Raw genomic sequence first — 25,097 nt, 5'->3', positions numbered from 1 at the left:
GGCATGGGGCGAGCCAACTCGCTGCTGCTCGTCGCAGTGTTGTTCGCTGGACTCCTGACGCTGGCGCTGGCTGGGCTGGCCGTCGCCCGCTGGCGGGCACCGGTCGACGTCCCGGCGCTCGACACGCGGGTGGTGCTCACGGTCACGCCGATCCCGACTGTCCCGCCACTCACCCCTGCACCGACTGCCCCCGCGCCGACACCGGTCGCGAGCGGCCCAGCTGACCCGGGGGACCGGGCGACGATGGTGAACCGCGCGCTCCACGGTGTCCTCCAGGTACGGGTGCCGGACGGCTTGGGAACCGGTTTCGTTTGGGCACGCGAGAGCGACCGGACGCTCGTCGTCACGGCTGCGCACGTCGTTGCCGGCTGGGAACGTGTCGAGGTGATCGCACCTGATGGGACGGCACACCCAGCGACCGTGCGCCAGCGTGACGAGCGCCACGACGTCGCGCTGCTCGAGGCGCCGGCGCTGGTCGGTGTCCAGCCCCTGCCGCGCGGCCAGTCGCGCCAGCTCCCGCTCGGGAGCGCCCTCACGGCGCTCGGCTACGCACTGGGTGACCAGCTGCTGGGCGAGCCGACAGTCACGCGTGGTGTGCTCTCTGGACGGCGTACCTTCGATGGCATAGAGTTCCTGCAGACCGACGCAGCCCTGAATCCCGGTGTGAGTGGCGGCCCGCTGCTCGACGAGCAGGGCAGAGTCGTCGGGATGGCTATCGGGGGGATCCCCTGGGCTGGCGAGATCCCCGCGCAGGGTGTCAACTTTGCGGTCGCGATCGAGGAGATCGAGCAGGTTGTGGCGATGGCGTAAGCGAAGGAGCCATTGATGAGCAAAGAGCACTCACTCCCTTCCGTCCGCCTCCCTCTCGAGACGTTGACGCCACTCTTCCTCGGCGGCGCTGACCCGCGCGGCGATCCGGAACTCCGGGCGAGTTCCATCCGCGGTGCGCTCCGTTTCTGGCTGCGCGCGCTTCTCGGCGGTTGCTACGGAACCGACGATCAGGCGCTCGCCGAGATCCGCCGCCTCGAGGCCGAGACGTTCGGCGAAGCCGGGGGTGAGGGGAAGGCCGGCGCCTCGAAGATCGTGGTTCGGGTACGGCAGGAGCAGCAGAGCGCGCCACAGGAGTGGCGGGCAGCGCGGGACTCCGGCCGCGCGTACCTCTTTTTCTCCATGGCACCCTCGCGTGCTCGTGACCAGGAGATTCCCGCGCGGCGGGCTCTCGCCCCTCCGTACCCGTTCTCGATCGACCTCCTCGCTCGACCGGGCGTCGACGAGCGGGAGGCCCGCGAGGCGCTCTACCGCGCGGTGCGGTCTGCCTGGCTGCTCCTCCATCTCGGTGGGCTCGGTGCCCGGGCCCGCCGGCTCGGTGGTGCGCTCGCGCACCGGCCGGTGCCGCGGCGCTCGCCCGACGGCGCAACGACCCCAGCTGTGCCCTCGCACCTGAATCTCCCGTTCGCGTTGTCCCCCGAACCCCAGCAGGCAGCGCGCCAGCTCGCTGAGGGGCTCCGTCTCCTGCGCCAGCGGTCGCAGGCGCGAGCCGACGCCAATCCCGAGCGTCCCGGCTGGGAGGTGCTCGACCCGCGCTGGTGCCGCATCTGGGTCTTCGGCGAGCGTGGCTGGACGAGCGGGGAGCGCGGCTGGCCGACCGTGGCCGATGCGATCGGAGAATGGCTCCGCGAGACGCGCCGCGCGCTCCCGACCGAGCAGCGCCTCGTCTTCGGCGCACCCTTGGTCATCCCAAAGCAGCACAAGACGATCGAGCCGCCCAGCGGGTACGAGCGCCGGGAGCGCCGTCCCTCTCCGCTCTGGCTGAGCGTTACGCGAGCGGAGAACGGGAACCTCCTGGGCGTGGCGACGCTCTTCCAGAGCCGTTTCCTCCCGCTCCGCCGAGGTGGCGAGGAGCAGCTCGAGCGACTGTACACGCAGATCGCTGCTGCGGTCGCGCAGCTTCCCAACGTCGCGGAGGTGCAGTATGCCTGACGCGGTCCTCCGCTTTACCTTCGGCCCCGTGCAAGCGTTCATCGCCGAAGCGCGCCGGACAGCTGACCTCTACGCCGGGAGCCATATCCTGGCCGAGCTGGCCCGGGCCGTTGCCCGTTCGCTCCAGGATGCCGGTGCGGAACTCGTCTACCCCGCCGACCTCGGCTCCGGCGACCCGCCCAACGTCATCGTCGCTCGCGTACCCTGGGAAGATGTCGAGCAGCTCGCCGAGCGAGCAGCAGCAGCCCTGCAAACCCGCTGGGAACAGCTGGCCAGCGACGCGCTGGCCAAAATCGAGTCGTACGCGCCACTCGACGATGCCCTGCGTGCCCAATGGCAGGCGCAGACGGGCGACGTCTGGGAAATCTACTGGGCGGCTGCCCGCATCGAGCAGGACGACTATGCGACCGCCTTCCACCGGGCCCAAGCTGGAGTCGCCGCGCTCAAGAAGACCCGTACCTTTACCCAGCGTGCCGAAGCCGGCGCCAAAGACTCGCTGGGAGGCAACCGCGCAGCGCTCGCTCCCGCCGGTCAGGATCCCCGCGCGTTCTGGCGCGCGGTGCGCCGCCACCCGCAGGGTGGCCGCCTCGTCGGCGAGCACGAGCGGCTGGATGCGGTCAGCGCGGTGAAGCGGTTCGCGTACTCCGAGGAAGCGTATCCCTCAGTCCCGACCATCGCCGCTCGGCCCTTCGCTCGCCTGGCGGCCGAGCGTGCCGCCCCGGCACTCGAGTCCTACCGCGATGCCTTTGAGCTCCTGGTGACAGCGTTCGGCCAGCGGCCAGACCGGTACCGCCGCACGCGCCACACCGTCGAGGCGTTCCCCTACGACGGTGCCTTCCTCTACGAGTCGACCCTCGAGTGGCCAGCGCTGCTGGAGGAACTGGGCCTCGATCCGGATGAGGCCGAGCGACTGCGCAGCCAGGTCGAGACGCCGCTCCGCACTGCCCGCCATCGCCTCGCCGAGCTCTACCAGGCGGTCGGCCAGCGCCCGTCCCGCTACGTCGCGGTCGTCGTGCTCGACGGCGACTCGATGGGCCAGTGGCTCACCAGTGCGCTCGCGCAGGGGGGCGAGCCGGTTCACCGCGAGATCAGCCGGAAGCTGGCGGGCTTCGCGGCTAGTGTCGAGGAGACAGCCCGCCAGCAGGCTCGAGATGCCGTCTTCATCTACCGCGGCGGCGACGATGTGCTTGCGTTGACCCCGGCCGAGCAGGCAGTCTCGCTCGCCCTGGCACTCGCTGCAGCGTTCGCCGAGATCACGGACGGACGCTCCGCCTCGGCCGGGATCGCCATCGGCCACTGGCTGGAACCGCTCGGCGACCTCCTCCGGAGCGCACGCGAGGCGGAAAAGCGGGCCAAGCGGCTGCCCGGCAAGGGGGCGGTCGCTGTCGAGCTCCAGCCGCGCGGTGGTGAGATCGTCCATGTTGTCGCTCGCGCCGATCGACTCATGGGGCTCGACCTGCCCGACCTGGTCGACCGTTTCCGCCGCGATGGCGCGGGGAGCCTCTCCGGTCGCCTGCCCACCGACCTGCGCCAGTACGCTCGTACCTTCCCGCAGGCCGATGCGGCCTTCCGTGCCGTTCTCGCTCGTTCGGTCAAACGTCAGGGCGAGTGGCCGAGCGGTACCGCGGACGAGCGCGAGCGGCTGGTCGAGCGGCTGTACGGCTTCGCGACCAGCTACGACCAGCTGCGCGCCAGCCTGCCGGGCGAGGACGACTCGCGGCGGTTCGAGCGCGTGCCCTCCGGACCGGCACAGTTGGCGGACTGGCTCGCGCTGGCGCGCTTCCTGGCGAGAGGAGGTGGCGAGTGACGACGCTGTTCCTGGAACCGCTCGACGTCTGGCTCTTCCGCGACGGCCGTCCCTTCACCGCTGGCCAGCAGTTCCGCGCCGCCAGCCGCTTCCCACCCAGTCCGCTGGTGGTGCAGGGAGCGTTGCGTGCCTACCACCTCATGGTCCACTCCACGGTTCCCCCCTGGGACGCCGCAGCTGTCGCCGGGGTGGTCGGTGGACCGGATGACTGGGGGCCGCTGCGCCTGGTCGGCCCGCTCGTCGCACGTCGGACCGCATCCGGCGAGTTCGAGGTCTTGCTTCCCCCACCGGCCGATGCAGCGTTCCCCGGTCGCCAGGCCCGGCGCCTGCCGCTGCCCGAGCAGCCACCGGAGTGGCTGCGTCTGCCCACACCGACACCCGCACTCTTCCCGCTGTGGCACGCAGGCGAGCCAGTGTCCGAGAAGGCCAGCCAGCGGCTCTGGCTGCGCCTGACCGATTTCGCTGCCTACTCCCGCGGCGAGCCCGTTCCCGGTGTCCCGCAAGAGGAACTCTGGGCGGAGGAGGTGCGGATCGGGATCGCCCAGGACTCGTCCCGCCGCACGACGCGCGAGGGACTCTACTACGAGGCGCGCTACGTCCGACCAGCGCCTGGCGTGGGGCTGCTGGTCTCGTTCACGGGGCTCGACTGGCCAGAGCCGGCGGGAGTCCTCGCGCTCGGTGGGGAACGCCGGTCGGCACGGTTCGAGGTCGTCACCTCGTTCGCTCCACCACCGGTTCCCGAGCCGTTGCCCGAGCGGTTCGTCCTCTTCTTCCTGACTCCCGCCGTCTTCGAGCGCGGCTGGCTCCCGCGGGATTGGGGCGCCTTCTTCGAAGGTTCCGTCGAGCTGGTCGCGGCGGCGCTCGATCGCTACGAGACGGTCGGTGGCTTCGATCTCGCGCGTGGTCGCGAGCGTCCCGCGCACCGCGCCGTGCCGGCCGGGAGCGTCTACTACTTCGTCGCCCGTGGCGAGGCCCGGCTCCGCCGCACCAGCGACCTTCCCTGGCCGACTGTGAGCGACTGGGGTGCCGAGATCGGTTTCGGGACAGTGCTGATCGGAGGATGGTGAGATGGCCGAAGCGAGTGCCTTGCTCTTCGCCTACTGCGAAACACCGGTACACGCTGGGACCGGCCGCGCCGTCGGCACGGTCGATCTCCCGATCCAGCGCGAGCGGATCACTGGCTTCCCCATCGCCCAGGCGTCCAGCGTCAAGGGCGTCCTCCGCGCGACGACCCAGGCCAACGGCGCCGATGCCGAGCGCCACCGCGCCCTCTTCGGCCCCGATCGCCCGGAGGAAGCTTCCACCCATGCTGGAGCGCTCCAAGTGACCGATCTCCAGGTCGTCCTCTTCCCGGTCCGCTCGCTGGCTGGCGTCTTCGCCTGGACGACCAGCCCGGCTGTGCTCGCACGCCTGGTGCGCCTGGCCAAGCTGGCCGGGATCGAGGGGCCGGTCGACCCCACCCGCTTCGCCGGCCTCCAGCCGGGTCAGTGCGCCGTCGCCAATGGCAGCGCGCTCCTCACCCCGGCTGGTCAGCAGGTCGGTGTCGTCCTCGAGGAGTACAGCTTCACGCTGGCCGGCGAACTGGCCGGTCTCGTCTCGGCGCTGGCCGAGTGGCTGGTCGCCCTCGCCCTGCCCCAGACGCCGGAATACGCCTGGTGGCGGGAGAACCTGGCCAAGCATCTCTGCGTCCTGCCCGACGACGAGTTCCGCGACTTCGTTCTCTACGCGACCGAGATCGAGGCCCACGTGCGGCTGAAGGACGAGACCAAGACGGTCGAACCGGGAGCCCTCTGGACGACCGAGACCTTGCCGGCCGAAACGCTGCTGGTCGGTCTCCTGGCAACGACCCGCTCGCGCTACGACAAGGTGAACGAGGACGGCCGCGCGCTGCTTGGCTGGTTGACGGGCAAGCTCGACGGCCGGCGTGTCCGTCTGGGTGGCGACGAGACGACCGGCCGCGGTGCCGTCGTCCTGCGCGTCGCGCGGGTATGAAGGGAGGGTGAGCCGTGAGCCAGCCGGTACACCGTACGACGCAGCAGCGCACACTGGAGCAACAGCGTGCAGCCCGCGCCTGGGCATGCGTGGCTGCGGTCAAGGGGACGAGCTATGCTGCAGAATACGGTCAGCTCGCCCGCGAGGCTGCCTCGCTCGTCCAGCTGCACGGCTTGGGCCAGACGCTGGCCTTTCTGGTCTCCAAGAGGCCCGACAAGCCTGGGCAGGTCAATGCCCACCTCCACCTCGCTCGTGACCTCTCGCGCTGGGTGGGCACGCAACTGACCGGTCAGGAGCTGGACGACCTCCGCGAGTGGATCGTCCGCCACGCTAGCGTCGCCGAGTACCGCCGCGCCACGCTGGAGGCGCTCGCCTTCCTCGCCTGGCTCAAGCGGTTCGCCGAAGCCGAGCTGGTGAAGGAGGGAGCCGATGCGTGAGCGACCGCGACCCGACCAGCCGCGCGGCAACGGTCGTCCACCGCAACGCGGTGAAGCGCGACCACGTTCGGGGGGCCGCTCCGGCCCACCACGCGACCGTGATCGATCGGCCGAGCACGCCGACGGCGAGCGAGGGCGGCCGCACCCGCTCCTCCCGTCCGCCACGCGGATGCTCTGGAACAGCGTCCGGAACCAGGTGGCGAACCCCGGGCTCCTCTTCGATCGCTTCGCGCCGGAAGCAGCCGTCTTCGGCGACCGTACCGAGGCGACACCGCGCCGCGACTTCCTGCGCGAGGTGATCGCAGCAGCCGAGCGGCTCGCCAAGGACGCTCTCGCCGAGCAGATCCTGGTGCGCTGGGAAGCAACCGTGCGCGCAGCCGGAGCGGAACCATGTTCCGTTGAACTGGAGTCGCGCCTGGTCAGCGGCCTCGGCGCCCATGGCCCGCTCGAGATCGGTTTCCGCTTCGACCGGCTCGGCTTTCCCGTGCTGCCGGGGAGCGGTCTCAAGGGTGTCGCCCGTGCCTACGCCCATCTCGTCGAGCGACGCAACGAGTCGGATCCCGACTTCCTCGCCGTCTTCGGCCGCGTACCCCGCTCAGGAGAAGCGCACGAGGTCGGCCAGGCCGGTGCGCTCGTCTTCTTCGACGCCTACCCCGAACCTGGCTGGCGCCTCGAGCTCGACGTGATGACGCCCCACTATCCGGACTATTACAGCGGGAAGGAGCCGCCGACCCCCTGGCAGAACCCGAAGCCGATCACCTTCCTGGCTGTCGCGCCGGGCACGCGCTACCGCCTGGCGATCGGGCTCCGCCAGGGGGTGAGCGATCCCGATGGCCGACTCCGGCAGCTCGCTCTGGGCTGGCTCCGCAACGGGTTGGCCCAGCTCGGTTTCGGGGCCAAGACGACGAGCGGCTACGGCGTGTTCCGGAACAGGGAGTGAACGATGAACCAGCCAGTGCGTCGCGTCCTCGTCCTCAACGTCGGGAAGCCGACGGACGGTAACGTCGCCGATCGACCGGAAGCCTACGCCTTGCGCGAGGCTCGCCCGGACTTCGTCGCCTTCGTGTGCTCCCACGCCGCCGACTTCCAGGCGGGAAGCCTGCGTTTCGTCGACGACTACGCCGCACTCACCGGTCTCCCACCTGAGCGCTACGAGGTCGTCTCGCTCGAGGATCCCGACGATCTGGTTGCCTGCTACCAGCGCTTGGTAGAGTGTTTCGCCGATCTCCGGCGTCGTTTCCCGGACGCTGAGTTCTTGGCCGACTACACCGCGGGAACCAAGTCGATGAGCGCTGCCCTGGTCCTGGCTGCCCTGGACAGCGAGGGACGGCCCGAGGTGCAACTCCGCCTGGTGCGGGGAGCGCGCGGACACCAGGCGACCGTGATCCCGGGGACAGAGAGCTTCGCCCCCGTCAGCGGCGTCCATGACGTCCGGGCGCGTCGCTTCGTCGGGTTAGCGCGTCTCGCGCTCGAGCGCTTCGATTACGCTGAGGCGGCGGCTACGCTCGACCAGGCTCTGCAGCGCGAACTCTCGGCAGCCCTGCGCACCCGGCTCGAACATGCCCGCAACCTCTGCCGTGCCTTCGATGCCTGGGATCGCTACGAGCTGGCGACAGCGAAGACGTTTTTGGAGCTGTACCGGCGCGACTGGCACAGCTGGCTCACCGTTCTGGACCAGCTCACCAGCGTCGTCCACGCCTTCGCGCCGGGTCAGCCGGATGCTCGCGGGTCGCGCCTGACTCCCCTCGAGCAGCTGCGCGATCCCTACATCGCCGTCGAGGACATCCTCTTCAATGCCGAGCGTCGGGCGACCCAGTCCCGCTACGACGATGCAGTCGCCCGCGTCTACCGCGCGCTCGAGCTGCTCGTGCAGTTGCGCCTCTGGCTGGGACATCGCATCGACACGAGCGACGTCGAGCTGGCGGGCCTTCCCGAGGCCTGGCGAGCCAAGCTCGCTGGGCGAACCGAGGGAAACGGGCCGGTCCGGCTCGCCCTCGTTCAGGCCTGGGATCTTTTGGCTGACCTCCCCGATGAGCCGCTCGCTGGCTGGCTCGCCGCCGAGCGTCCGCGCCTCCTGCAGTGGACGCAGCACCGCAACTATTCGCTCCTCGCCCACGGCTTCGCGCCCGTCACCGCGACCGGTTGGCGCGAGCACGGCCAGGCAGGTCTCGCGCTCTGCCGTGCCGCCTTGGCCGAACTGAGTCGTACCCGTGTCCGGCGCGCGCTGCAGCACCAGCAATTCCCCCGCGCCGACCTCCTGGCCAATCTTGACTGAGGGGAAGGGGGTACGGTCGGGCGGACTGGTGGTGTGCTGTGCACCAGCTGTGCTGGGCAGAGAGTTACGAGTCCTCGCCGCCGGAGGACAGTGCGGTTCACCGCTCGCTTTGGGATGGTAGCGCGTCTCACCGGAGAGTCCTCCCGTCGCTGGAGTCCAGCATGGAGACGAGCGCCCCGGCGTGCGACCGTTCCCGTCGGTGCGTCGTATCACCCGCGTGAGCGCGGCCCTCCGTGCCATCGCTCCGTGCAACTCGTGCGCTGCCGAGCACTGGTACCCGTGCGCGTCGAGATCCGTACCGTGCCCCCAGCCGATTCCGGCCGTGCTCAATGAGTGCTGCGTGCTGGGGATGTGGACGAAGAGTCGAGCAGTGGGCAGGGGCTGAGGACACCGGCTGATCGATCACTGACCTGCTTCGACGAGCCGCTCCCAGGCTATCGCGATCAGGTGCGCGGCGCGCTCGATCTCCTCGCGCGTCGTGAACCGTCCGATCCCGATCCGGATCGTCGCATGCGCTTCTTCCCAGTCGAGGCCGATTGCAGTCAGGACGTGAGAAGGCTCGATCGTCCCTGACGAGCATGCCGATCCTGTGCTCAGTGCAACTTCGGGTACGTTCGCGATCAGGACATCCGCCTCGATTTTCGGAAAGGTGATACTGCTGTTTCCCGGCAATCGGCGCGTGCGATGACCATTGAAACGGAGCCCGGGAATCCGATTCGCCAGTTGACTCTCGAGGAGGTCGCGCAGGGCTGCGACTCGCCTTGCCTCTTCAGGCATCTCCTCACGGGCAAGCCGGCACGCTTCGCCGAATCCCACAATAGCCGGGACGTTCAGCGTACCTGGCCGGAGGTTGAACTCTTGCCCACCCCCGAGCAGGAGGGGAGTCAGACGTCGTCGCAGGCCGCTCCGTACGTAGAGAGCACCGATCCCCTTCGGTCCGTATAACTTGTGAGCGCTAACCGAGGCGAAATCGATGCCAAGTTCCTCGACGTTGAAAGGGATTTTGCCAACCGCCTGAGCCGCATCGGTGTGGAGCAGTGCACCACGGCGATGTGCAAGTTCGGCGAGCACCGCGATCGGCTGGATAGATCCGATCTCGTTGTTCGCTGTCTGGACGCTGACGAGAAGTGTCTCCTCGTTGATGGCAGCCTCTGCTGCAGCCAGGTCGACCGTCCCGTCTGGCAGGACAGGTAAGACGACGACCTCGAAGCCGCGCTCATGAAGGATCCGGCACGGTTCCAGGACGGACTTGTGTTCGACAGCCGTCGTAACGATCCGTCGTCGTGACTGGTCGCTGCTGGTGAGGCCCAAAAGCACGAGGTTGTTGCTCTCGGTTGCTCCACTCGTAAACACTATCTCGCTTGCCTGTGCACCGATGAGTGCAGCGACCTGCTCGCGGGCCATCTCGACGGCTCGTGCGGCGCGACGGCCGTAGACGTGGAACCCCGAGGCTGGGTTGCCGAAGTCGCCGGTCAAATACGGCAACATCACCTCGACGACGCGCGGGTCGCAGGGGGTCGTCGCATGGTAATCGAGATAGATCGGTCTGACGCTCATGACATTGGCACTATCTCGGCCTCGATCAGTCGGTCCCACTGTCGGTACTCGCCGTCGAGTTGGTACAGCAGGTCCCAGATACCCTGCCGGAGTTGGACTGCTGGTTCGACGCAATAATGTCTGAAATCCCAGTCGCTTACGCGACCGTGCGGAAACAGGATCTTCATCATCCCGCTTGCGAGTGCTTGCACTGCAATCTCGTTGCGCGCGTATGGTCGATTACCGCGGAGGCGGATACGACGAGCGCAGTACTGGTCGATCTCGAGGTCCTCTCGCAGTGTGAGTAGGGCATCCCCGAAGAAATCCGCCTTCAAACCGACGGAGTTGGCGAAGGCCTCCTTACTCAGCTTCCGGATCTTCCATCCGGGGAGCAAACCCTTGATCCGATCGAGGAAGGCGGTTTCTCGCATGAACTCTGGTAGATAGTCGACCAGTGAGTTCTGCTGGATGATCGGTTCCTGCTTTTCGTCCAAAGGGACGTTCGCCAGCATGACGAAACTGCAGTCACTCGATGCCTCGTGCAAACCTCCGCGGGTCAACCGACCGTTAGCGAGGAAACCCTTCAATCCACCGATGATTTCCTCGGGCTTTTCGAACTTCAGTGTCTGGACTTCGTCGAGCACGACGACTGCGTACCGGGCGAGCAAACCCCACTGACCAGTCGCGTTGTTCACAAAGAGGACTGCTGGAGTAATGTTTCCGCCGCTCACCAAGCGAACCCTGGGGCTGATATTCTCATAGAAGTAGCTTTTCCCCGTTGCCTTGGGGGCAAGTTCTACGAGGTGCAGATTCTTTTGCACGAGCGGAAGGAGCCTCGCGATGAGCCATAGTTGTTCTTCCGCCGTGAAGGCTTCCGGTGCGTACCCCATTGAGGTGAGCATCAGCCGGAGCCACTCGTCCAGCGTGAACTCTTGCCTCGCCTCCTTGTAGAGACCGAGATCCAGCGATGCCTGCATCGGGCGGAAGGATTGAATTGCCACTCCGTCCCCCGTACTGAGCAACTCGACGACGCCCCACATGCCTTGCCGGAGCAGATCGGGGTAGCGTGTCGGCAACTCGTCGGAGATAGCAGCATCCTCGATCCCCAACAACCGTAGCTTGGCGCTCCGCGTCGCCCTCGCTAAGCTCACCTCGACCTGAACAGGTGTCAACACCTTGATGACCTCGCCCTGCAAAAGCCGATGCTTGATGATCTGTTGGTCGTTCGGTCCCGGGACATATTTTTCTGCCCACTCCCGAACCTTCCGAGCCTCCTCCTCCGTCAGTTCTCCGCGTCCCGGAACGAGGGTGTCGAGGAGCCATTCACCGACGTAGGCTGGCACACCTCGCTTCTGGAGTTGGCTTGCCGGCAAGCGGCGCTTGTCGATCACCAGGCCGCGAAAGACCCGTTCCACCTTGTCGGCGAGCGACTCGCTTCCCGAGACGACTCTGGCGACGCTCGTCATTGCAAGTCCTCCAAGATGTTGGTCTGATCGTAGAGTGTCCTGCTCGTCAGCTCGATCTTCTCGACCTGGATGGTGGGGTGGGCGCCGCTCGGCAATCGATACGTCAATCGAACCCGTGCCTCTCGACAGTCTTGCGGCGTTGGCCACGACTCGATCTGACGCGTGATCGTCACCTGCGAAAGCGGGCCAATCGTTTCTGTGATTGAGACGATATCTCTCCTCTGCCGGAACTCCAATTCGAGTTTGAGCAACTGGAGAGGAATACTCGCTTCGTTCGTCACCATCACTACCAGTGTACCGCTCCCGTACGCGCGCCCATCACCCTTGATCGCGACGACTGGTGATGGCACCGCGAGATCGCGCTCGAGTTCGATCCACGGCACGAGCACTTCTTCCGGAAAGAGGCCACCGTGCGGAAACCATTCCTCGCCACCGCGCCCATCGCTGGTGACGAAAGCCTCATCAGTCAAGGCAATTCGGTAGGCATACTCGGCTGGAAGATCGTATGCGGCGGCATCGAGCAGCGCGGTTCTCTCCTCGATCCGAAAACCGGTGTTGATCCTTTGACCAGTCGCTGGTCCCCACGCTGCTCGCCCATGCGTGTGCCAGCCTGGTGGTACGGTGAGGGTACGCCGTGCCTTGCCGAGCAAACGACCGTGATCTGTCGTCAGGACGACGCGCAGCCGTCTGGCAGCTGGCACCTCGTCAGCAATTTGGCGCAAGGCTCTAGCAATGCTCCGTAGCCGTAGATCCACCTCGTTGTTGGCGTCTTCCCGAGTCCGCGCCCGGTGGTAACTCGCGTCGGGCTCGCTGAGCCGCCAGGTGACAACTGCTCCCGGAGCTGCCCGCTCGAGGGCTGCAATCACTTCTCTCAGACGTGACGAAGTCTCGTCTGGATCTGCTTGCCTGATTTGGTCTGGGGGTACTCCCTCAAGCAGTGCAGGCTTGGTGAACTGGGTCACAGTGGGTACCGACGTGAGTACGACATCGTTCCGGGTAACGGTGAAGCGGTCGGTCTCTGCTTGCACATGTCGAAGCAGCGATACTGCGTCACTCACGCTGCAGCCGTCGAGGATGACCAAGAGCGTGACGGTTGCGTCGTCCGGCTGCGTTCTCAATTCGTTCACTCGTGCCCAGCCGAACAGCTGCCCTGCCTGTGGACTGACCCCGAGCTTCGGGTACTGTTCCAGACACCAGGTTGCGAAGCGCCGACCGATCTCACGGGCGCGCTCCAGCGCAGCCTCATCCCCGCTGGACAGAGTCCACTCTCGCCACGGCAGATAGCGGTCCCGAAACCACTGACAAACTGCCTCGAACCCCTCAGGTGGCAATCCCGGATCCGGTCTGGGGCACAAGCTAGCCAACCGCTCCAGTTCGAAACTGGAAAGATACGGTCGCAGGGCGTCGAGTCGCTCGAGCGTTAAGTACTGGGGATTTTGCTTGAAGTACTGAGAAACCTGGTTTCCGATTCGAGACCAAACCCGCGGCGATACTCCAGCCGCGATCCAATTGTCGACTGCCGCACCGTTCGATGCGATCAATTGCTTCCGGACCCATTCTTCTATCGCTTGCACCACGCTTTCCCGTAGTTCCAGCGGGAACTTCTCCCATTCCTCGCGGGGGAAAGCCGACGGCTGGAGACCCAGCCTTTCAGCGATGATAGGTATCGCCTCCTCGCGGGTCGTCACTCGGTAACAATACTCGGTAATGCCGTCCGACCTCCCTTGCCACAGTCCAGCGAGAGCACGTGCCAGGACCGCATCGACCCCTGTCGGAGCCCGCTCGACCAGCCATGTCAGCCAAGCGCTTGCATGCTCTTCGCTCGGTTCATGTCTCCAAAATACTCCTCCGAAAAGCGCTTCCGCTACCCCAGCGAGCGTTAGAGGACGCGGGAGATCCCAAAAGCGCTGGCCCAGACGCTGGGCAATTTCCTCTGCTTGTTCCGTGGTCAAGCTTGAGCAGAGTGTGAGAAGTTCCTCCCTGAGCGGTTGCACTTCGTGCACTCGCCAGTTTCGTGCGTCGGCAAGCGCTCGTGCCCACTCGCAGCGCTGTCGACCCCGGATCAAGAGCGGGCGATCGGTATCGATCTCTTCGAGAAACGAGACGTCGTCGCTGATCGACACGGTACCCGGTCGCGGTGGGCACAGTCCGTCCTGGTCGAACCATACCTCGCGCATCACGGCTCCTCGGTCCCCGAGACGAGATCCATCAGTCGCTGCAGCAGTTCCCACTGTCGCTTGCGGTCACGGATCTGCTTGAAGTACCGAATGACCTGACCCTCGGCGTCTGCTTCGAGCATCTCTGCGACTTCCTGGCGGAGGCGTGCGAGCCGCTCCTTCTCCGAGTCAGGCAGGAAAGGTTGTTCCTGCTCGAGGGCCTTCGCCAATTGGTGTGGGTTCTCCTTTGCCGCGATCCGTCGCTCGAGATCGTCCAGCCAGGATTGCGCCGCCTGGCGTTTGCGCACGATTCGTTCCTGCACTACTTGGCGTGCTCGCGTTAGTACCTCCCGGTGCGCCTCGCTCAGCCACGGATGAACATCCGCGAGTCTATCGAGTTCTTGCTGGATCGCTGTCGCTTCCACCGGGCTGTGGAAATCACGCTCGCGGAGTCGCTCGAGAGCCTCGAGCCAGCTTTGCAGTTCCGTCGCCCGTTGCTCCAGCTGATCGATCGTCGCGACTTCGGAAGTTTCCTCGTACAGGTAGCGCTGACGCAAAATGTGGTCGCGAACCTGGCGAGCCTCACGGCTGTCGTGCACCGCTTGGAGCCGGCTCTCGAGCTGACTCAGCTGCTGCTCGAGCCGTGCAAGAGCTTCCTGGACCGCTTGACGCTTGGTCGCGACTTCTCGCTCGCCTCGCTCAGTCGCTGCCTGCAACCGATCTAGTTCGTCCGCGTAGCGCCGGAGGGTCGCAAGCCCTGTCTGCTCGTTGACGATCATCGCAGCGAGTTGCTGTACCAGAATGCGATCCTTTTCCTCCCGCTCCAAGCGCTCGCGCTCCGCCGCGAGTCGTACCCGCGCCTCGCTGACCCGTTGTGCGAGACCCCGGAGGTCTCGCGTTTCCAATTCTTCCTGTAGTTCCGCGAGTTTCGCCTCCTGTTGTTGGTAGTCGCCATGATGCGTCAATCGCTCGAGGCGCTGGCAAGTCGTCTCCACCGCCTTTTGAAGCTTGTCCCTCGCTTCCTCTTGCAGGCGGGACTTCGGTTCTGCCTCGACGACGCCATTCGGCTCGTCCAGCCTTGCGAGTTGGTCTACGAGGTCGAGCAGCTTACCGGGATCTGTTTCCCTCTTCATATGCTCCCTGATAATCGTGATTCGTTCCGTATACTCTTTTGCTGTGTTGAGGTCCTTTTCCAGCCGGATTTTCGTGACGCTGAAGCGCTGCCGCTGCTCGGTATTCGGATCGAGTGCGTCCAGCGCTTGCTCGAGCACCTGGATATCTTGCTTTGCTGTGTCGGGGGAAACACGCTCGCGCCGCTCGACTCGCTCGACGATGGCTTGCGCCTTGCGAACCAGTTCGCCCGGATCGCGCCGACTGACCGTCGCGCTGATCAACCCGGCGAGGACGTCCTGAGGTCTTTTGGCTGGACTGCCTTTGCCGGAAGTCTCGATCAATTCATGCAACTCATGCAGCCGGCCGTTGACGCTGAGTTCGAGAAACTGCCGGTTGTAGCCGTACCAAGCGCTCAGCAACAGGAGCAGAGTCGCTGCGTCATAGCCATATGGCGGATTCAGCAGTGTCTCGAGAATCGGACTCAGTCGTACGCCCTTCGCCCCGACCGGAATCTTTTCCTCGAGCACCCGCCAAGCGGGCCAGAGTGGGCTCTCTGGCGGCGGCGACTGGATCCGATACAGCTGACCGACGAGCTTCCATTTGCCCGAAGGACCGAGGTACCTATCGAAGAGTTCTGCTGCGACGGCATTACTCGTCTTCATTCCTGGATACAGCTGAAGCAGGTTATCGAGGGCCAAAGCGTGGGCAAGATCCGTGACTGCTCTACGAAAAGGTGAAGGTCCCTTGGAGTACTGAGGGTACTGAGTGAAGAATTCCTGGGGCCGTTTTCGAAATGCCGCCTTGAACACCTCTAGGAGGAGAGTCTCAAGGGACAGGGGAGGGTCAAGACGCCGTATGATACTCAACGCTCTCGGGATGACTGCAACTCCACGCGACCGGTGCTGGTCGAGGAGTTTACCCACCTGTTCACGTTGGTGTTTTAGCATGTCCTCGTACTGCTCCCGCCCGCACTCCTGCTTTTCACTGTCGTTGAAAGCAAGAAGCGCCGCGAGTCGCTTGAGTGACTCTGATAAATCGGGATTTGGTTGCTGCGGTCGCATGAGAACGACGGGAAGCTGCGGGTACCCAACCATCTCCAATGCCCGTGTCAGTACCGCTTGCCCGTTTTGACGGTAATGGTCCACCTCTTCAGCCGTTGTCGCCAATGCCCAGATTACCAGTCCACGCGAGGCCCCGATTCTACCCGGGTCAGCGATGATTCTCTGTGCTAACTTCCTCAATGTTTCCTCGGAAAACTCCCGTGCCGTGATCAGGGCGTAGTCAGCCAACCAGTCCCCCGGAGATCCCCAAGAGACGTTGACCCGTACGGGTTCCAGATATCCGTGCTTTTGTAGATAGTCTACGATATTTTGAAGAACACTCATTGAAAGAGATAACTTGTTTATCTTATCGTTCAGTATCTGCTCGCACTGATATGGTAGTGTAATCCAGAAGAAGTAACGGTCATCCGCGCGATCGTACCGCAGGATGTGCCGTCTGGTCAGCTCGTCGAGTGCACCGTGCACGCGCGATTCGTCCTGTCCACACAGGTGGGCGATCAGGGTCTGACTTCGGAGACTCTTCATCGGTAGCTCACCGACCAAGATCAGCAGCACTGCCTTCAGGACCATCTGGAGGAGCGGGTCAGCCTCGGATCCGAGCCTGTCCCTTGCTTGCTGATACATCGTCCACGTTGGTTCCGGAAACATCCCAGCGAATTCATCGACTAAGACGATCGGGAGCACCCAGTTCACGCGCCCGTCGTCCCGGAGGGCCGGCTCCTTTTCTTTTGCCTTCACTTGGTCGAAGACGAATCGGAGGACCGAGCGGGGCTGGCTCGTCCGCCCGAACTTGAGTGTCGCGAACAAGGCAGTCGTCAGCGGATGGAGCGGGAAACAACCCTTGACGACAGTGTCGCGAAAATGGTCGCGGTTCCACCGTAGCTCTTCTTCATAGCGGCGCTTGAAAAGTCCGAGAGTGACACTCATGGCGTTCTGGATCTCTCTGCGGAAGACGAGTTCCTCTTCGAGTTTGCGCCAGGCCGTTTCGTCTTGCGCCAAGTAGGCGTCGACCACCTCCTCGAGGACCGAACGCAGCGTGATCGCTTCGTCCAAACGGTCGAGTTCCTTCAGGACACCGGACGCCTTTGTCTGAAGCGTGCTCGATTCCTCGAGAATGTTCCGCGGGTCGAGCTGTGCGAAAGCGACGAATGTCACCTTTCCTCGTCGCCGTTCGACGCCGCTCAGCAAATCTTGCAACGGCGCCGCTTCCCCGGATGTCGAACCGCGTGCATAGCTGTCGACGAAGGTGCTGAACTCGTCGAACAGGATGAGAACGCCGCCAAACGGCTTCCCTTGGCCAGTAAACTCGTCTGCGACCCACTCGACTGCCTCGCGCAAACTCGCCTCGCCGAAATCGAGGGGGACATGGACCAAGTGGCGGCTCAGTTCCCGGCAGAGGTCAAGTGCCTTGATGTCGCGCTCGCGTACCATCTGCTTCAACGCCGCCAAATCGAGTTCGTACCGTTCCCCGAGGAAAAGCTCGGCCTTGACTTGCAGCTCGGGCAGCATCTCTTCGAGAAACCGCTCTGCAAGGTTGAACCACCCTGGCGGTCGGCGCAGCCGTGTTTCCTCGTGTGCATCCAATGCCTCTTCCAGCGCCCGGATGAACTTTCCAGTGAAATAGGTCGTCGACTCGTCTCCGCGGAGGAGCACGATCAGGTAGGGCGGCCGCTCTGACCGAAACTGCTCGAAGCGCTGCATTTGGAACGAATCCCCGATGACGTGCCGCAGCCGGTCCAGCACTGCTCGGTAAGCCGGTGAATCGACCGGTTGCCCGAAGTAGTTGGCTGCTGTGACGGCAAAATGGCTCTTACCGTGTCCGTAGTTCGCGATCACGAGTAATCGGTTCGGTCTGGAGCCGGGCAGGAAGCTCTCGCAGATGGTCCACAACAGCTCGACCGAGCCCAGCTCGTGCCCCTGCTCCCGACTCGTGAAGATGTAGCGTTCCACCAGTCGCTGGTTCCGCTGCGGATCGCGGAACTCCGTGATCTGCACATCGGGGGTGAATGTTCCTTGGACATCTACGCGTACGACGTCACCGATCGTCAGCATCGACGCACCCCCTGTCTCCCGTCCTCTCGATCGCTGCAATCCGCCCCAACCGCGTCCATTCCTCTTCGTGGTTCTGCGGGAACAGGTGGTAAGCCCCACGCGGGATCGCGAGCACGATCGCCTGTCGACGCCGTTTGAACGAATTCAGGAGAAGGTCCCAGACGAGTGTACGCTCGTGCACGTGCAATCGCGCCAGTGGAACATCCGCATTGGCGATCAGAATGCATCCACTCACCGAGTTCCCATTCGCGATCTCGTCCAAGTCCCCAAGAAAGCTGCCCACATTGAGCGGAACGGATCGCTGTCCTGGTGCCAAGCGTTCGAGCTTCCACGTCACATAGTCGACCACGTCCAGCCCGGCTCGATATGCTGCGTCTTTGACCTGTCGAAGTGCCGTTGGTGGTACGAGCACCACGCCGGTACGCACCAACTTCGTTGTCGTACGGAGTTCGTTCGCAAGATCGGCCAGGCTACGGATGCTCATAGACCCGTTCCAAGATCTGCCCTCGCGGATCCCCCTCCCAGCGTCGGACGAGCTGGTACGGCGGAGCGACACGGTAGAGATCGATCAGTCCCTCGCGAGCCAAGGAAACGACCAGCTGATCGACACTGGCCTCGTCGAGGAAGAAAATGCTGGAAAGTCCACCAGGCTCGAAGAGGCTGGCTAAATTCACGGTCACTCGATCGGGCCAGAGCTGCCTCCACGTGTCGACGAGCGCATACGCGAAGACCCAAAGCGGAACAGGTTCCGGCTGGCGCACGAGGTACCGGTCCCTGCCGACCTGTTGCAGGAGTCGGATGGCCGACAGGCCTTCCGGCTTGGCGTAGGACCCGATGAAAACGGTCGCTGTGGTCCGGATCGTTCGCTCCTGTAACCTGGTACCACCGTGCTCGCGCAGCGCGTGCGCCAGTTCTTGGGCAAGGTGATGCCCGCTGATTTCGTACCCAGGCTTGAGGACACGCGTCACCAAGTAGTGCCAGAACCACGGACCAGGCCCCTGCGGTGCGCTCAGGTGATAGTGCATGAGCCAATGAGTAGATAAGCAAGAAAGGGTTGGATCAGCTTTAGCTATATGATTGCCAAGTACTGTTAGTGAGTCCGCTGTGACGAGTCCGCAACCCTGCGCATACCTAGGCATAGCCTTAATATAGTTATTACCCAAGACAGTTTCTCGCTTAATGGTTGCAAAATTAGGAACGCTGCCAAAGGTTTTCGTTAATGCCAGGATACTCGCCATTGCTGGTCTGTTCAATGAAAAGCTTTCATGAAAAACTGTACCGACTCGATTGGCCACCGCATCCTCCTATAGTTAAATGTAGTCTCTGGCATATTATCTGCGTATTACACTGTTGCACATTGGTAAATTTCTTGAGCATAACGGAGCATACTCGAGTGATTTATTATCCTCATTTTTCCGTCGCATCGTCGGATTGCACTCATAATTCTCTCGGGTTGCTCCGAATCGTCATCCGAATAGCCCTTTACAAATGGCAAATCAAACATGCGTCCCAGTCATCATCAAATAGTATGCTCAAAAGGTTTGTGCTATCCTTGTCCCGCTTATACTGTTGTCCCGCCTTTGTTAGGATATCCTCTACTCGCTCCGGACGCGCTAGTTCTTGCAGGCTCTCTTCTGGATTCCAAGTAAAGCGCTGACCTGTCACAGGATCAAGTTTCTCATAGCTCATGGCTTTCTCATAGAGATCAGGATGGTGCTGTAACAGGCCAATCCACTCAATTTTCTGTTGAAAGAAGCAAAAGTAGCATCCAGATCGCGACCGCCAAGTATAGTACGAAGGTAGTCCTATAGAACTCTCCTGTAGGATTCTGATGACATCATGTTTGGTAATGCCCGCTTCAATGAAGGGATATCGAGGCGTAATGTTGGGCTTCTTAGATATGTAACCTTTGCGATGGGCTTCGTCAGCTCTAATGGCGATGTAGTGGATCGTCGGATCATCGCCGACATATCGCTCGAATGGTCTGATCTTCAGCATACGTGTGCACCACCGGGTTCGTGCGTCAGGAAGGACGCCTCTGTAGAGATCCAGATAGTGGGAGAAGGGGCGCTCAGGGTTTAGGCGTACGATCGGCTTGCCGAGAAACGCTTCGAGACGCTCTAAGTATTCGTATGTCTCGGGAAGTTCCTCCCCAGTGTCGCAAAACACGTATTCGAGTTCCGGTATCCGGTCACGCAGGTAAATGGCCAGCGCCGTGCTGTCCTTCCCTCCCGAAAGCGAGAGAATGTGCCGGACCCGCCGTTCACCGGTTTGCATGGGTAAGCCCCTCACCCGATCATATTCTACATTAGTCTGTCTCCTGCAGCAAGCGCAGCAGGGCTGCCCGGAGAACGTGGCGCGGTACGTTCACTGGCAGGATCTCCCTGACGCGTCTGGCGATTTCTTCGCTCAGCGCCTCGTCTTGCGGCGTCAGGCAATCCCACGTCGCAGCGACTGTCCGTAAGCGCTTGCCGATGATGCGGGCTTGCGTGCACGCTCGCTCGACATCGTCGTCCGTCCACAATCGAGGCGGCCGCGTGGCCAGATACGCCAAGACACTCTCGACACTTGCCTCGTCGTCTTGTTCTTGGCGCAGTCGCACGAGCAGTCCGGCCAGATCGGGTGGAAAAGCCGCCCGCTCCAAGCGCTGCGCGAGCGCACGCAACGCCTTCCACCCTTCCATGCCGTGCGGGAGTCCGCAGGCTTCCAACAATCGGTCCCGCGCCTCTTCGATCACCCGCGGGGTTGCTTGGCCGAGGGCAGTGAGTGCTTCGCTCAGTCGCTCCAAAAACCGATCGATCCGGGCGGGGTCGACCTCCTCTGTGCCGAACGGCATTTCGCCCAGCGCGGTGGGCAAGTCGAAGAAAAGCAAGCGCTCCGGTGAGGATGCTCGTGCGCAGGTCTCCCGCAGTTCGATCACCGCCCGCGGTAGACGCTGGGTCCGCCACGCGTGCTCCGGGAGCGCGCGGACTGCTGCCAAGAGCGCACGCACAACCGGCAAGAGCGCAGGCTCGGTCCCCAACCAGCGGGCTAACCGCTCGATTACCAACTTGCGCCCACCCACGACGCGAGCCCCACCGACTTCGAAACGGTCTGGACGACGCAACAGGATCTCGAAGTCCGCAACGCTGGGTTCCGGAACGAACACTCCGTTCCGATACAGACTGACTTCTTTCCGATACACGAGGAAAAATGCGCAGAACAAAATGGGCAACACGCCCTCAGCTGCTCCGAAGGGCGGCTCGGCTAATTCATTAAACAGCTGCTGCAATCCTATTCGCTGCTCGGTCGCCGCCAAGATTTCGCGTTCCATCGTTTCCCACAGGGGGGTGAGGCGTGCCGGATCCTTATCTGGGCGAGGTGGATGGAATCCCCACTCCCCATGCTCGTTTGGTCGGTGAAGCCCCGTTGCGAACAGCACCGACTCGTAGATTGCCCGTTCCGGCGGAAAGCCAGTCAGACCCAGGCGAGGTTGGTTGCCGGCAGTGAGCATTCGCTCGATCAGGTTGCGCCGCGCAGCTGCTGCCGCAGTCGAGAGAACCCGACGGTTGATCAGTTCATTCCAAATCCGGGGGCTGAGCGAGTAGTGTTGGTCCATCGCCCTGGAAAGCAATGCTGCTACTCCACGTGGATGGTCGATCGGTTGCTTCTCACCCAACCAGTACCAGCTGCAGCGGCTACCGACCGGAGCTGGCCGTGGATCGAGGAGTCGGTCCAGCAGCCGCTTGATCTCCTGCTCGACCTCCGCGGTCCGCGTGTCGAGTTCGCGGCGGGCTACTCGGTCGTCCCGCAGGTTGGGTGTGTTCTCTCTCACCCAGTGCAGTGCGACGAGTTCAGCCGCTGCTTCCAGGAGTGTGCTGATCTGTTCCGGCAGCGCAACGATGAGGTCGCTACGTGAGGCGATCTCCTGCCCACATGCCCACTCACGGAACGCTTGTGCCTCGACATCGTTACGGGGCAGGCAACACGCGATAATCCCGTCCCCACTTTGTGGTCTCAGTTGCTCAGCCGGGAGAGGCTCGTCGAGATAACGCACCTCGAAAAACCGTAACGTACCGGTCTCGAAGCTATGGCGTCGGGCGACCTGGGCGCGTGCTTTCAGGTAGCGTCCGAGTGTTGCTCCCAAGCGGTACTGTCCGGCTGTCCTCCTGCGCGCTTCCTCGAGTCGCATCGGGATATCGACGTCACTGCCTTCCCAGACACGGTAGCTACGGTTGAACCGACGGAAGACGATTAGTGACCGCCTGTGCAGTCCCTCCAAGCTGGTTCGAATTTCGGCATCTCCTGGCGTGTCCGCGAGAGCGAAGCTGATGAGTTCCGGTGTTGGCCGAAGGTGACTTCCTTCGGCGAGCACATCCAGTACCCCGATCGTCTTGAGAATGCCCACTTCCACACAACTCAGCTCGGGGTGCTCATCCATTTTTTGCACCACTTCCAACCATCTTTGGAAAAGTGGATGACGGGACAGGCTGTTGCCGAGATTGACTGCCACGTAGTCGAAAAGATCAGGGAGCCGAACCCATGCTCCGGGATGTTGCCGGACTTTATCCTGAAATCCGAACGGTTCGTGGGCGAAAAGGTAAGTGAAGAGTGACCGCTCGTTCTGCGCCAGGCGACGAAACAAGTATGGCAGCACCACGAGTGAGACAGGATGCAGCGGTGCTGCCCGCTGGACAAGATCCCTGAAAAGTGCAGTCTCGAGGAGGCGCGGCCGGAGCCCGAGGTCCTCCCCTGCTGCTATCTCAGCAACAGCCGCGATGGCCTCGGTATCAGGCCTCGGCACTGCATGACTCTCGGCAAGCGCATCTACTGCCAATCGCATGAGCTGCTCGGGAGGCTCGATGAATGCGATATCGACGAAACGTCCTTGCACCTTTGCCCACTCGCGTCGCATCGCAGTATCTACATAGCGGGCATACTGGTCAAAGGCTTGGTGCAGTATACCTAGCACCAACACAGGATCCTGCCCGCTGTGGCTCGCGAACTCGGCCAATTCTTGCAGGAGCGAAATGTCACCTCGTACTGGGTCGGAAGCAGCGTACTCGAGAATCCTACCCAGTTCGTCGATCACTACCACGATGCCGTGATAACCGGAATGCTTCACGAGCATCTTCACATCGTCTAGCAGGTTAAGGATGTCCGCCGGATCGAGCGGACGATCCGTCTCCGTGTTGAGGATTTCTGCAGCGTAGGCCTGCAATCTCTCACGCTCTGCAGTCGCCGGCAGTATCGCCAGTTGCCCCGCCAGACTCTTGATGAGACATCCTGGCAGCGAGGTCCGTCGTCCTACCACTGGTATTGGGAACAACCGCCGTCCATTGAGTCGTTCTTGGAGGAAAAAGGCTAACTCGGAATCGTGCAGGCGTAGAATACGCCACGCCTCACTCTGAGCGGCATCGACTGCGGATAAGAGCTGGAGCGTGAACGCGGCAAACACCGATTTTCCCGTCCCGTAGGGACCGGTAAGGGTCCAGGCACGATCCGTCGCCCCGTTTGCGAGCGCGTCACCCAGTCGCCTTAGGACTTGTCGAACCTGTAACGTCGGCACGTAGTGCGCGATTACGTCACGGCTCTGCCAGTCACGCTCGATCTGTACCGATCGCAGAAAGCGTTGACCGAGTGTTCCCGTACTCATGGCGTCACCCGTGCCCGTAGATACTGCACGATCAACTCTTTTCCGTCGATTGGTCGGCGCACATAGAGCTGGTGTAGACCTGCTGTCTCATCAACCGCAATGTCGCCACCGGTGAGCGACTCCAGCTGATCTAGATACTCCACTAGCGTGGGCTCGTCGAGCTTGAAGACCTGTCCGGGGCTCAGCGGCTCGTAGAGGCACTCGTGGATGCTCACCGTTCGCCGACCACTGCCGAGCCTCCCGAGAAGGGAGAGAATGACACCGGCGACAACTTCAACCGGTAAGCTCGGCTTCGACCCTACTACGAATCGGTAGGTCATGCCATCGGGTAGGAGTTCGAGCAGTTCCAGTTCCACGAGCGGGCAGTTGAAACTGTCCTCGGGGACCTCTGTGCTTGTCCATCGACTCGGTGTGTAGGTGCGGATGAAACAGTCCACGTCTCGCCGGATCGTCCCGATATTCGCCCGCAACTGGTTCCGGTCAGCGAAGCCATCGATAAAGGTCACGAGAGTGTCTTTTCGAAAGTCGGGGAACGGGTACACGTTGAAAGCTAGGTACCATGTAGCTGCCCTTGCAGGATTGCTCACGAGGAGCCAATGCAGCAGCCAGAGCGACCCCGGATCCTCTAAATACGGGTCACACTCTTCCAGGAAGAGAAGTTTGCCCCATTCGGAGATCCGCAGCCGACGAGTCCGCTGATCCTCTTCCAGTACTTGTGTCGCCAATCCCCAGTGTCGAATGCTTTCCACCATGTTCTTGCCGACACCGAAGATGACAACTGCATCCTCCCGTCGGAATACATTCGGATCCTCATGCACGGCATCGACTGCCTTTTTCAACCAGCTGTACCGGAACGGAAACGTCTGGTGTCCTGAGAAACCGTAGCGCTCTTGATTGCCATTTGTTCGCTCAGAAGATTGGCCAGGCAGGAGTGTCGGTTGGGTCATCGCTCATACCTACCTCCCCTAACTACCAAACCTGCTGTTTTCGCGAGCGCCCTTTCCCCTATAGTGTGGGGGTATCCGGGGAACCTCCCGCGCAAATGCGTGGTGGATTGCGTAGCGCTTTCCGCTACCATGCCCTGAGTCCCCTCGCGAGGGGCAAGGAATAGATTAACACCTTGCTTGCTCCGGAGGAAGCGAACCGTGACTAGCTGACTATCACAGTATTGTTTATCGAGCATGGTCGTGGGTTGACCGTTTGTTGACACCCTGTTGACGGCCAGTTGTCGGCACTCATGCTATTATCGTCCTGATGACTTCCACCGCCCGCCGTGTCGCTGCCCTGCTCATGCCTGATTCTGTGAGCCCACCCACGCCCTGTGCCTGGTCATCGCCTCGCCGACCGGGCGGGATGGTCGCATCCTGCTCGAGGCTCCCCCTGTCATGGCGACGGAACCGAACGGGCATCGACCGAGCGCGCGCCATGCCCTCTCGGTTTTCGCACCGTACTCACTGGTCCCTCTCACCAGCGAAACGCCGCGTCGGTCGATGACCCTGGCGTTCGAGCGGACGAGCCGCCCACTCCGTCGTCACTCCCCCTTCGTAACCCGTTCACGAGTTCGCTCGTTCATCTGGTAGAAAGGCA

17 protein-coding genes are annotated in these 25,097 nt (G+C 62.9%); 8 read left to right on the top strand and 9 right to left on the bottom strand.

What is annotated here, in order from left to right; all coding sequences use genetic code 11:
* Positions 1-3 precede the first annotated feature (3 nt).
* Genes TRD_RS09810 through TRD_RS09775 form a run of 8 tightly spaced genes read left to right on the top strand, consistent with a single transcriptional unit; the run spans position 4 to position 8,491 of the window.
* Complete coding sequence (locus tag TRD_RS09810) at positions 4-810, top strand: S1C family serine protease (RefSeq protein ID WP_012643309.1); 807 nt, start codon at positions 4-6, stop codon at positions 808-810.
* Positions 811-825: 15 nt separating this feature from the next.
* Positions 826-1,980: a type III-B CRISPR module RAMP protein Cmr1 gene (cmr1, locus tag TRD_RS09805; RefSeq protein WP_012642600.1), complete on the top strand. Its 1,155-nt coding sequence runs from the start codon at positions 826-828 to the stop codon at positions 1,978-1,980.
* Entirely contained in the window at positions 1,973-3,787 is a 1,815-nt protein-coding gene (gene cas10 / locus TRD_RS09800) for a type III-B CRISPR-associated protein Cas10/Cmr2 (RefSeq protein WP_012642389.1), read from the top strand. The genes cmr1 and cas10 overlap by 8 nt, the downstream gene beginning before the upstream one ends.
* Positions 3,784-4,854: a type III-B CRISPR module-associated Cmr3 family protein gene (locus TRD_RS09795; protein ID WP_012642992.1), complete on the top strand. Its 1,071-nt coding sequence runs from the start codon at positions 3,784-3,786 to the stop codon at positions 4,852-4,854. Before cas10 ends, TRD_RS09795 begins: the two co-directional genes overlap by 4 nt.
* Before the next feature lies 1 nt (position 4,855).
* On the top strand, positions 4,856-5,779 hold the full coding sequence (gene cmr4 / locus TRD_RS09790; protein ID WP_012642808.1) for a type III-B CRISPR module RAMP protein Cmr4: 924 nt from the start codon (positions 4,856-4,858) through the stop codon (positions 5,777-5,779).
* Positions 5,780-5,793: 14 nt separating this feature from the next.
* Complete coding sequence (gene cmr5 / locus TRD_RS09785; protein ID WP_012642478.1) at positions 5,794-6,216, top strand: type III-B CRISPR module-associated protein Cmr5; 423 nt, start codon at positions 5,794-5,796, stop codon at positions 6,214-6,216.
* The gene (gene cmr6, locus TRD_RS13800) at positions 6,209-7,156 is read left to right on the top strand and encodes a type III-B CRISPR module RAMP protein Cmr6 (RefSeq protein WP_012642605.1); all 948 of its coding nucleotides are present in this window, start codon (positions 6,209-6,211) and stop codon (positions 7,154-7,156) included. The genes cmr5 and cmr6 overlap by 8 nt, the downstream gene beginning before the upstream one ends.
* Before the next feature lie 3 nt (positions 7,157-7,159).
* On the top strand, positions 7,160-8,491 hold the full coding sequence (locus tag TRD_RS09775; protein ID WP_012642491.1) for a TIGR02710 family CRISPR-associated CARF protein: 1,332 nt from the start codon (positions 7,160-7,162) through the stop codon (positions 8,489-8,491).
* 402 nt (positions 8,492-8,893) lie between these two features.
* On the opposite strand, the gene TRD_RS09770 is transcribed toward TRD_RS09775, so the two are convergent.
* The 9 genes from TRD_RS09770 to TRD_RS09730 all read right to left on the bottom strand — a co-directional run bounded on the left by TRD_RS09770 (position 8,894) and on the right by TRD_RS09730 (position 24,457).
* On the bottom strand, positions 8,894-10,048 hold the full coding sequence (locus TRD_RS09770) for a cysteine desulfurase family protein (RefSeq protein WP_041437216.1): 1,155 nt from the start codon (positions 10,046-10,048) through the stop codon (positions 8,894-8,896).
* Positions 10,045-11,493, bottom strand: coding sequence for a BREX system Lon protease-like protein BrxL (brxL, locus tag TRD_RS09765; protein ID WP_012643236.1), 1,449 nt, complete (start codon positions 11,491-11,493; stop codon positions 10,045-10,047). The genes TRD_RS09770 and brxL overlap by 4 nt, the downstream gene beginning before the upstream one ends.
* Entirely contained in the window at positions 11,490-13,670 is a 2,181-nt protein-coding gene (locus tag TRD_RS09760; RefSeq protein ID WP_012642882.1) for a PglZ domain family, read from the bottom strand. The genes brxL and TRD_RS09760 overlap by 4 nt, the downstream gene beginning before the upstream one ends.
* Positions 13,670-17,875: a coiled-coil domain-containing protein gene (locus tag TRD_RS09755; protein ID WP_143714756.1), complete on the bottom strand. Its 4,206-nt coding sequence runs from the start codon at positions 17,873-17,875 to the stop codon at positions 13,670-13,672. Before TRD_RS09755 ends, TRD_RS09760 begins: the two co-directional genes overlap by 1 nt.
* Positions 17,859-18,359: a hypothetical protein gene (locus TRD_RS09750; RefSeq protein WP_012642943.1), complete on the bottom strand. Its 501-nt coding sequence runs from the start codon at positions 18,357-18,359 to the stop codon at positions 17,859-17,861. The genes TRD_RS09755 and TRD_RS09750 overlap by 17 nt, the downstream gene beginning before the upstream one ends.
* Entirely contained in the window at positions 18,346-19,014 is a 669-nt protein-coding gene (locus TRD_RS09745) for a DUF4007 family protein (RefSeq protein WP_264353694.1), read from the bottom strand. The genes TRD_RS09750 and TRD_RS09745 overlap by 14 nt, the downstream gene beginning before the upstream one ends.
* A gap of 343 nt (positions 19,015-19,357) precedes the next feature.
* Positions 19,358-20,152, bottom strand: a complete 795-nt coding sequence (locus TRD_RS09740; protein WP_041437462.1) for a phosphoadenosine phosphosulfate reductase family protein — start codon at positions 20,150-20,152, stop codon at positions 19,358-19,360.
* 31 nt (positions 20,153-20,183) lie between these two features.
* Positions 20,184-23,510 carry a hypothetical protein gene (locus TRD_RS09735; RefSeq protein WP_012643011.1) on the bottom strand — a complete coding sequence of 1,109 codons (3,327 nt, stop codon included), beginning with the start codon at positions 23,508-23,510 and terminating at the stop codon, positions 20,184-20,186.
* Positions 23,507-24,457: a DUF4007 family protein gene (locus tag TRD_RS09730; protein ID WP_012642930.1), complete on the bottom strand. Its 951-nt coding sequence runs from the start codon at positions 24,455-24,457 to the stop codon at positions 23,507-23,509. Before TRD_RS09730 ends, TRD_RS09735 begins: the two co-directional genes overlap by 4 nt.
* Positions 24,458-25,097 lie beyond the last annotated feature (640 nt).

It is taken from the genome of Thermomicrobium roseum DSM 5159 (assembly GCF_000021685.1).
Taxonomy (GTDB): domain Bacteria; phylum Chloroflexota; class Chloroflexia; order Thermomicrobiales; family Thermomicrobiaceae; genus Thermomicrobium; species Thermomicrobium roseum.
Note: the sequence above shows the minus strand (reverse complement) of the source record. Positions and strands in the feature narration are given on the sequence as shown.

Bases quoted from the DNA above. Each gene is read 5' to 3' on its own strand.
- TRD_RS09740 (WP_041437462.1), bottom strand. From the start codon at position 20,152: ATGCAAACCGGTGAACGGCGGGTCCGGCACATTCTCTCGCTTTCGGGA.
- TRD_RS09730 (WP_012642930.1), bottom strand. From the start codon at position 24,457: ATGACCCAACCGACACTCCTGCCTGGCCAATCTTCTGAGCGAACAAAT.
- TRD_RS09755 (WP_143714756.1), bottom strand. From the start codon at position 17,875: ATGCTGACGATCGGTGACGTCGTACGCGTAGATGTCCAAGGAACATTC.
- TRD_RS09810 (WP_012643309.1), top strand. From the start codon at position 4: ATGGGGCGAGCCAACTCGCTGCTGCTCGTCGCAGTGTTGTTCGCTGGA.
- TRD_RS09745 (WP_264353694.1), bottom strand. From the start codon at position 19,014: ATGCCTAGGTATGCGCAGGGTTGCGGACTCGTCACAGCGGACTCACTA.
- TRD_RS09770 (WP_041437216.1), bottom strand. From the start codon at position 10,048: ATGAGCGTCAGACCGATCTATCTCGATTACCATGCGACGACCCCCTGC.
- brxL (WP_012643236.1), bottom strand. From the start codon at position 11,493: ATGACGAGCGTCGCCAGAGTCGTCTCGGGAAGCGAGTCGCTCGCCGAC.
- TRD_RS09775 (WP_012642491.1), top strand. From the start codon at position 7,160: ATGAACCAGCCAGTGCGTCGCGTCCTCGTCCTCAACGTCGGGAAGCCG.
- TRD_RS09750 (WP_012642943.1), bottom strand. From the start codon at position 18,359: ATGAGCATCCGTAGCCTGGCCGATCTTGCGAACGAACTCCGTACGACA.
- TRD_RS09760 (WP_012642882.1), bottom strand. From the start codon at position 13,670: ATGCGCGAGGTATGGTTCGACCAGGACGGACTGTGCCCACCGCGACCG.
- cas10 (WP_012642389.1), top strand. From the start codon at position 1,973: ATGCCTGACGCGGTCCTCCGCTTTACCTTCGGCCCCGTGCAAGCGTTC.
- TRD_RS09735 (WP_012643011.1), bottom strand. From the start codon at position 23,510: ATGAGTACGGGAACACTCGGTCAACGCTTTCTGCGATCGGTACAGATC.
- cmr4 (WP_012642808.1), top strand. From the start codon at position 4,856: ATGGCCGAAGCGAGTGCCTTGCTCTTCGCCTACTGCGAAACACCGGTA.
- cmr1 (WP_012642600.1), top strand. From the start codon at position 826: ATGAGCAAAGAGCACTCACTCCCTTCCGTCCGCCTCCCTCTCGAGACG.
- cmr6 (WP_012642605.1), top strand. From the start codon at position 6,209: ATGCGTGAGCGACCGCGACCCGACCAGCCGCGCGGCAACGGTCGTCCA.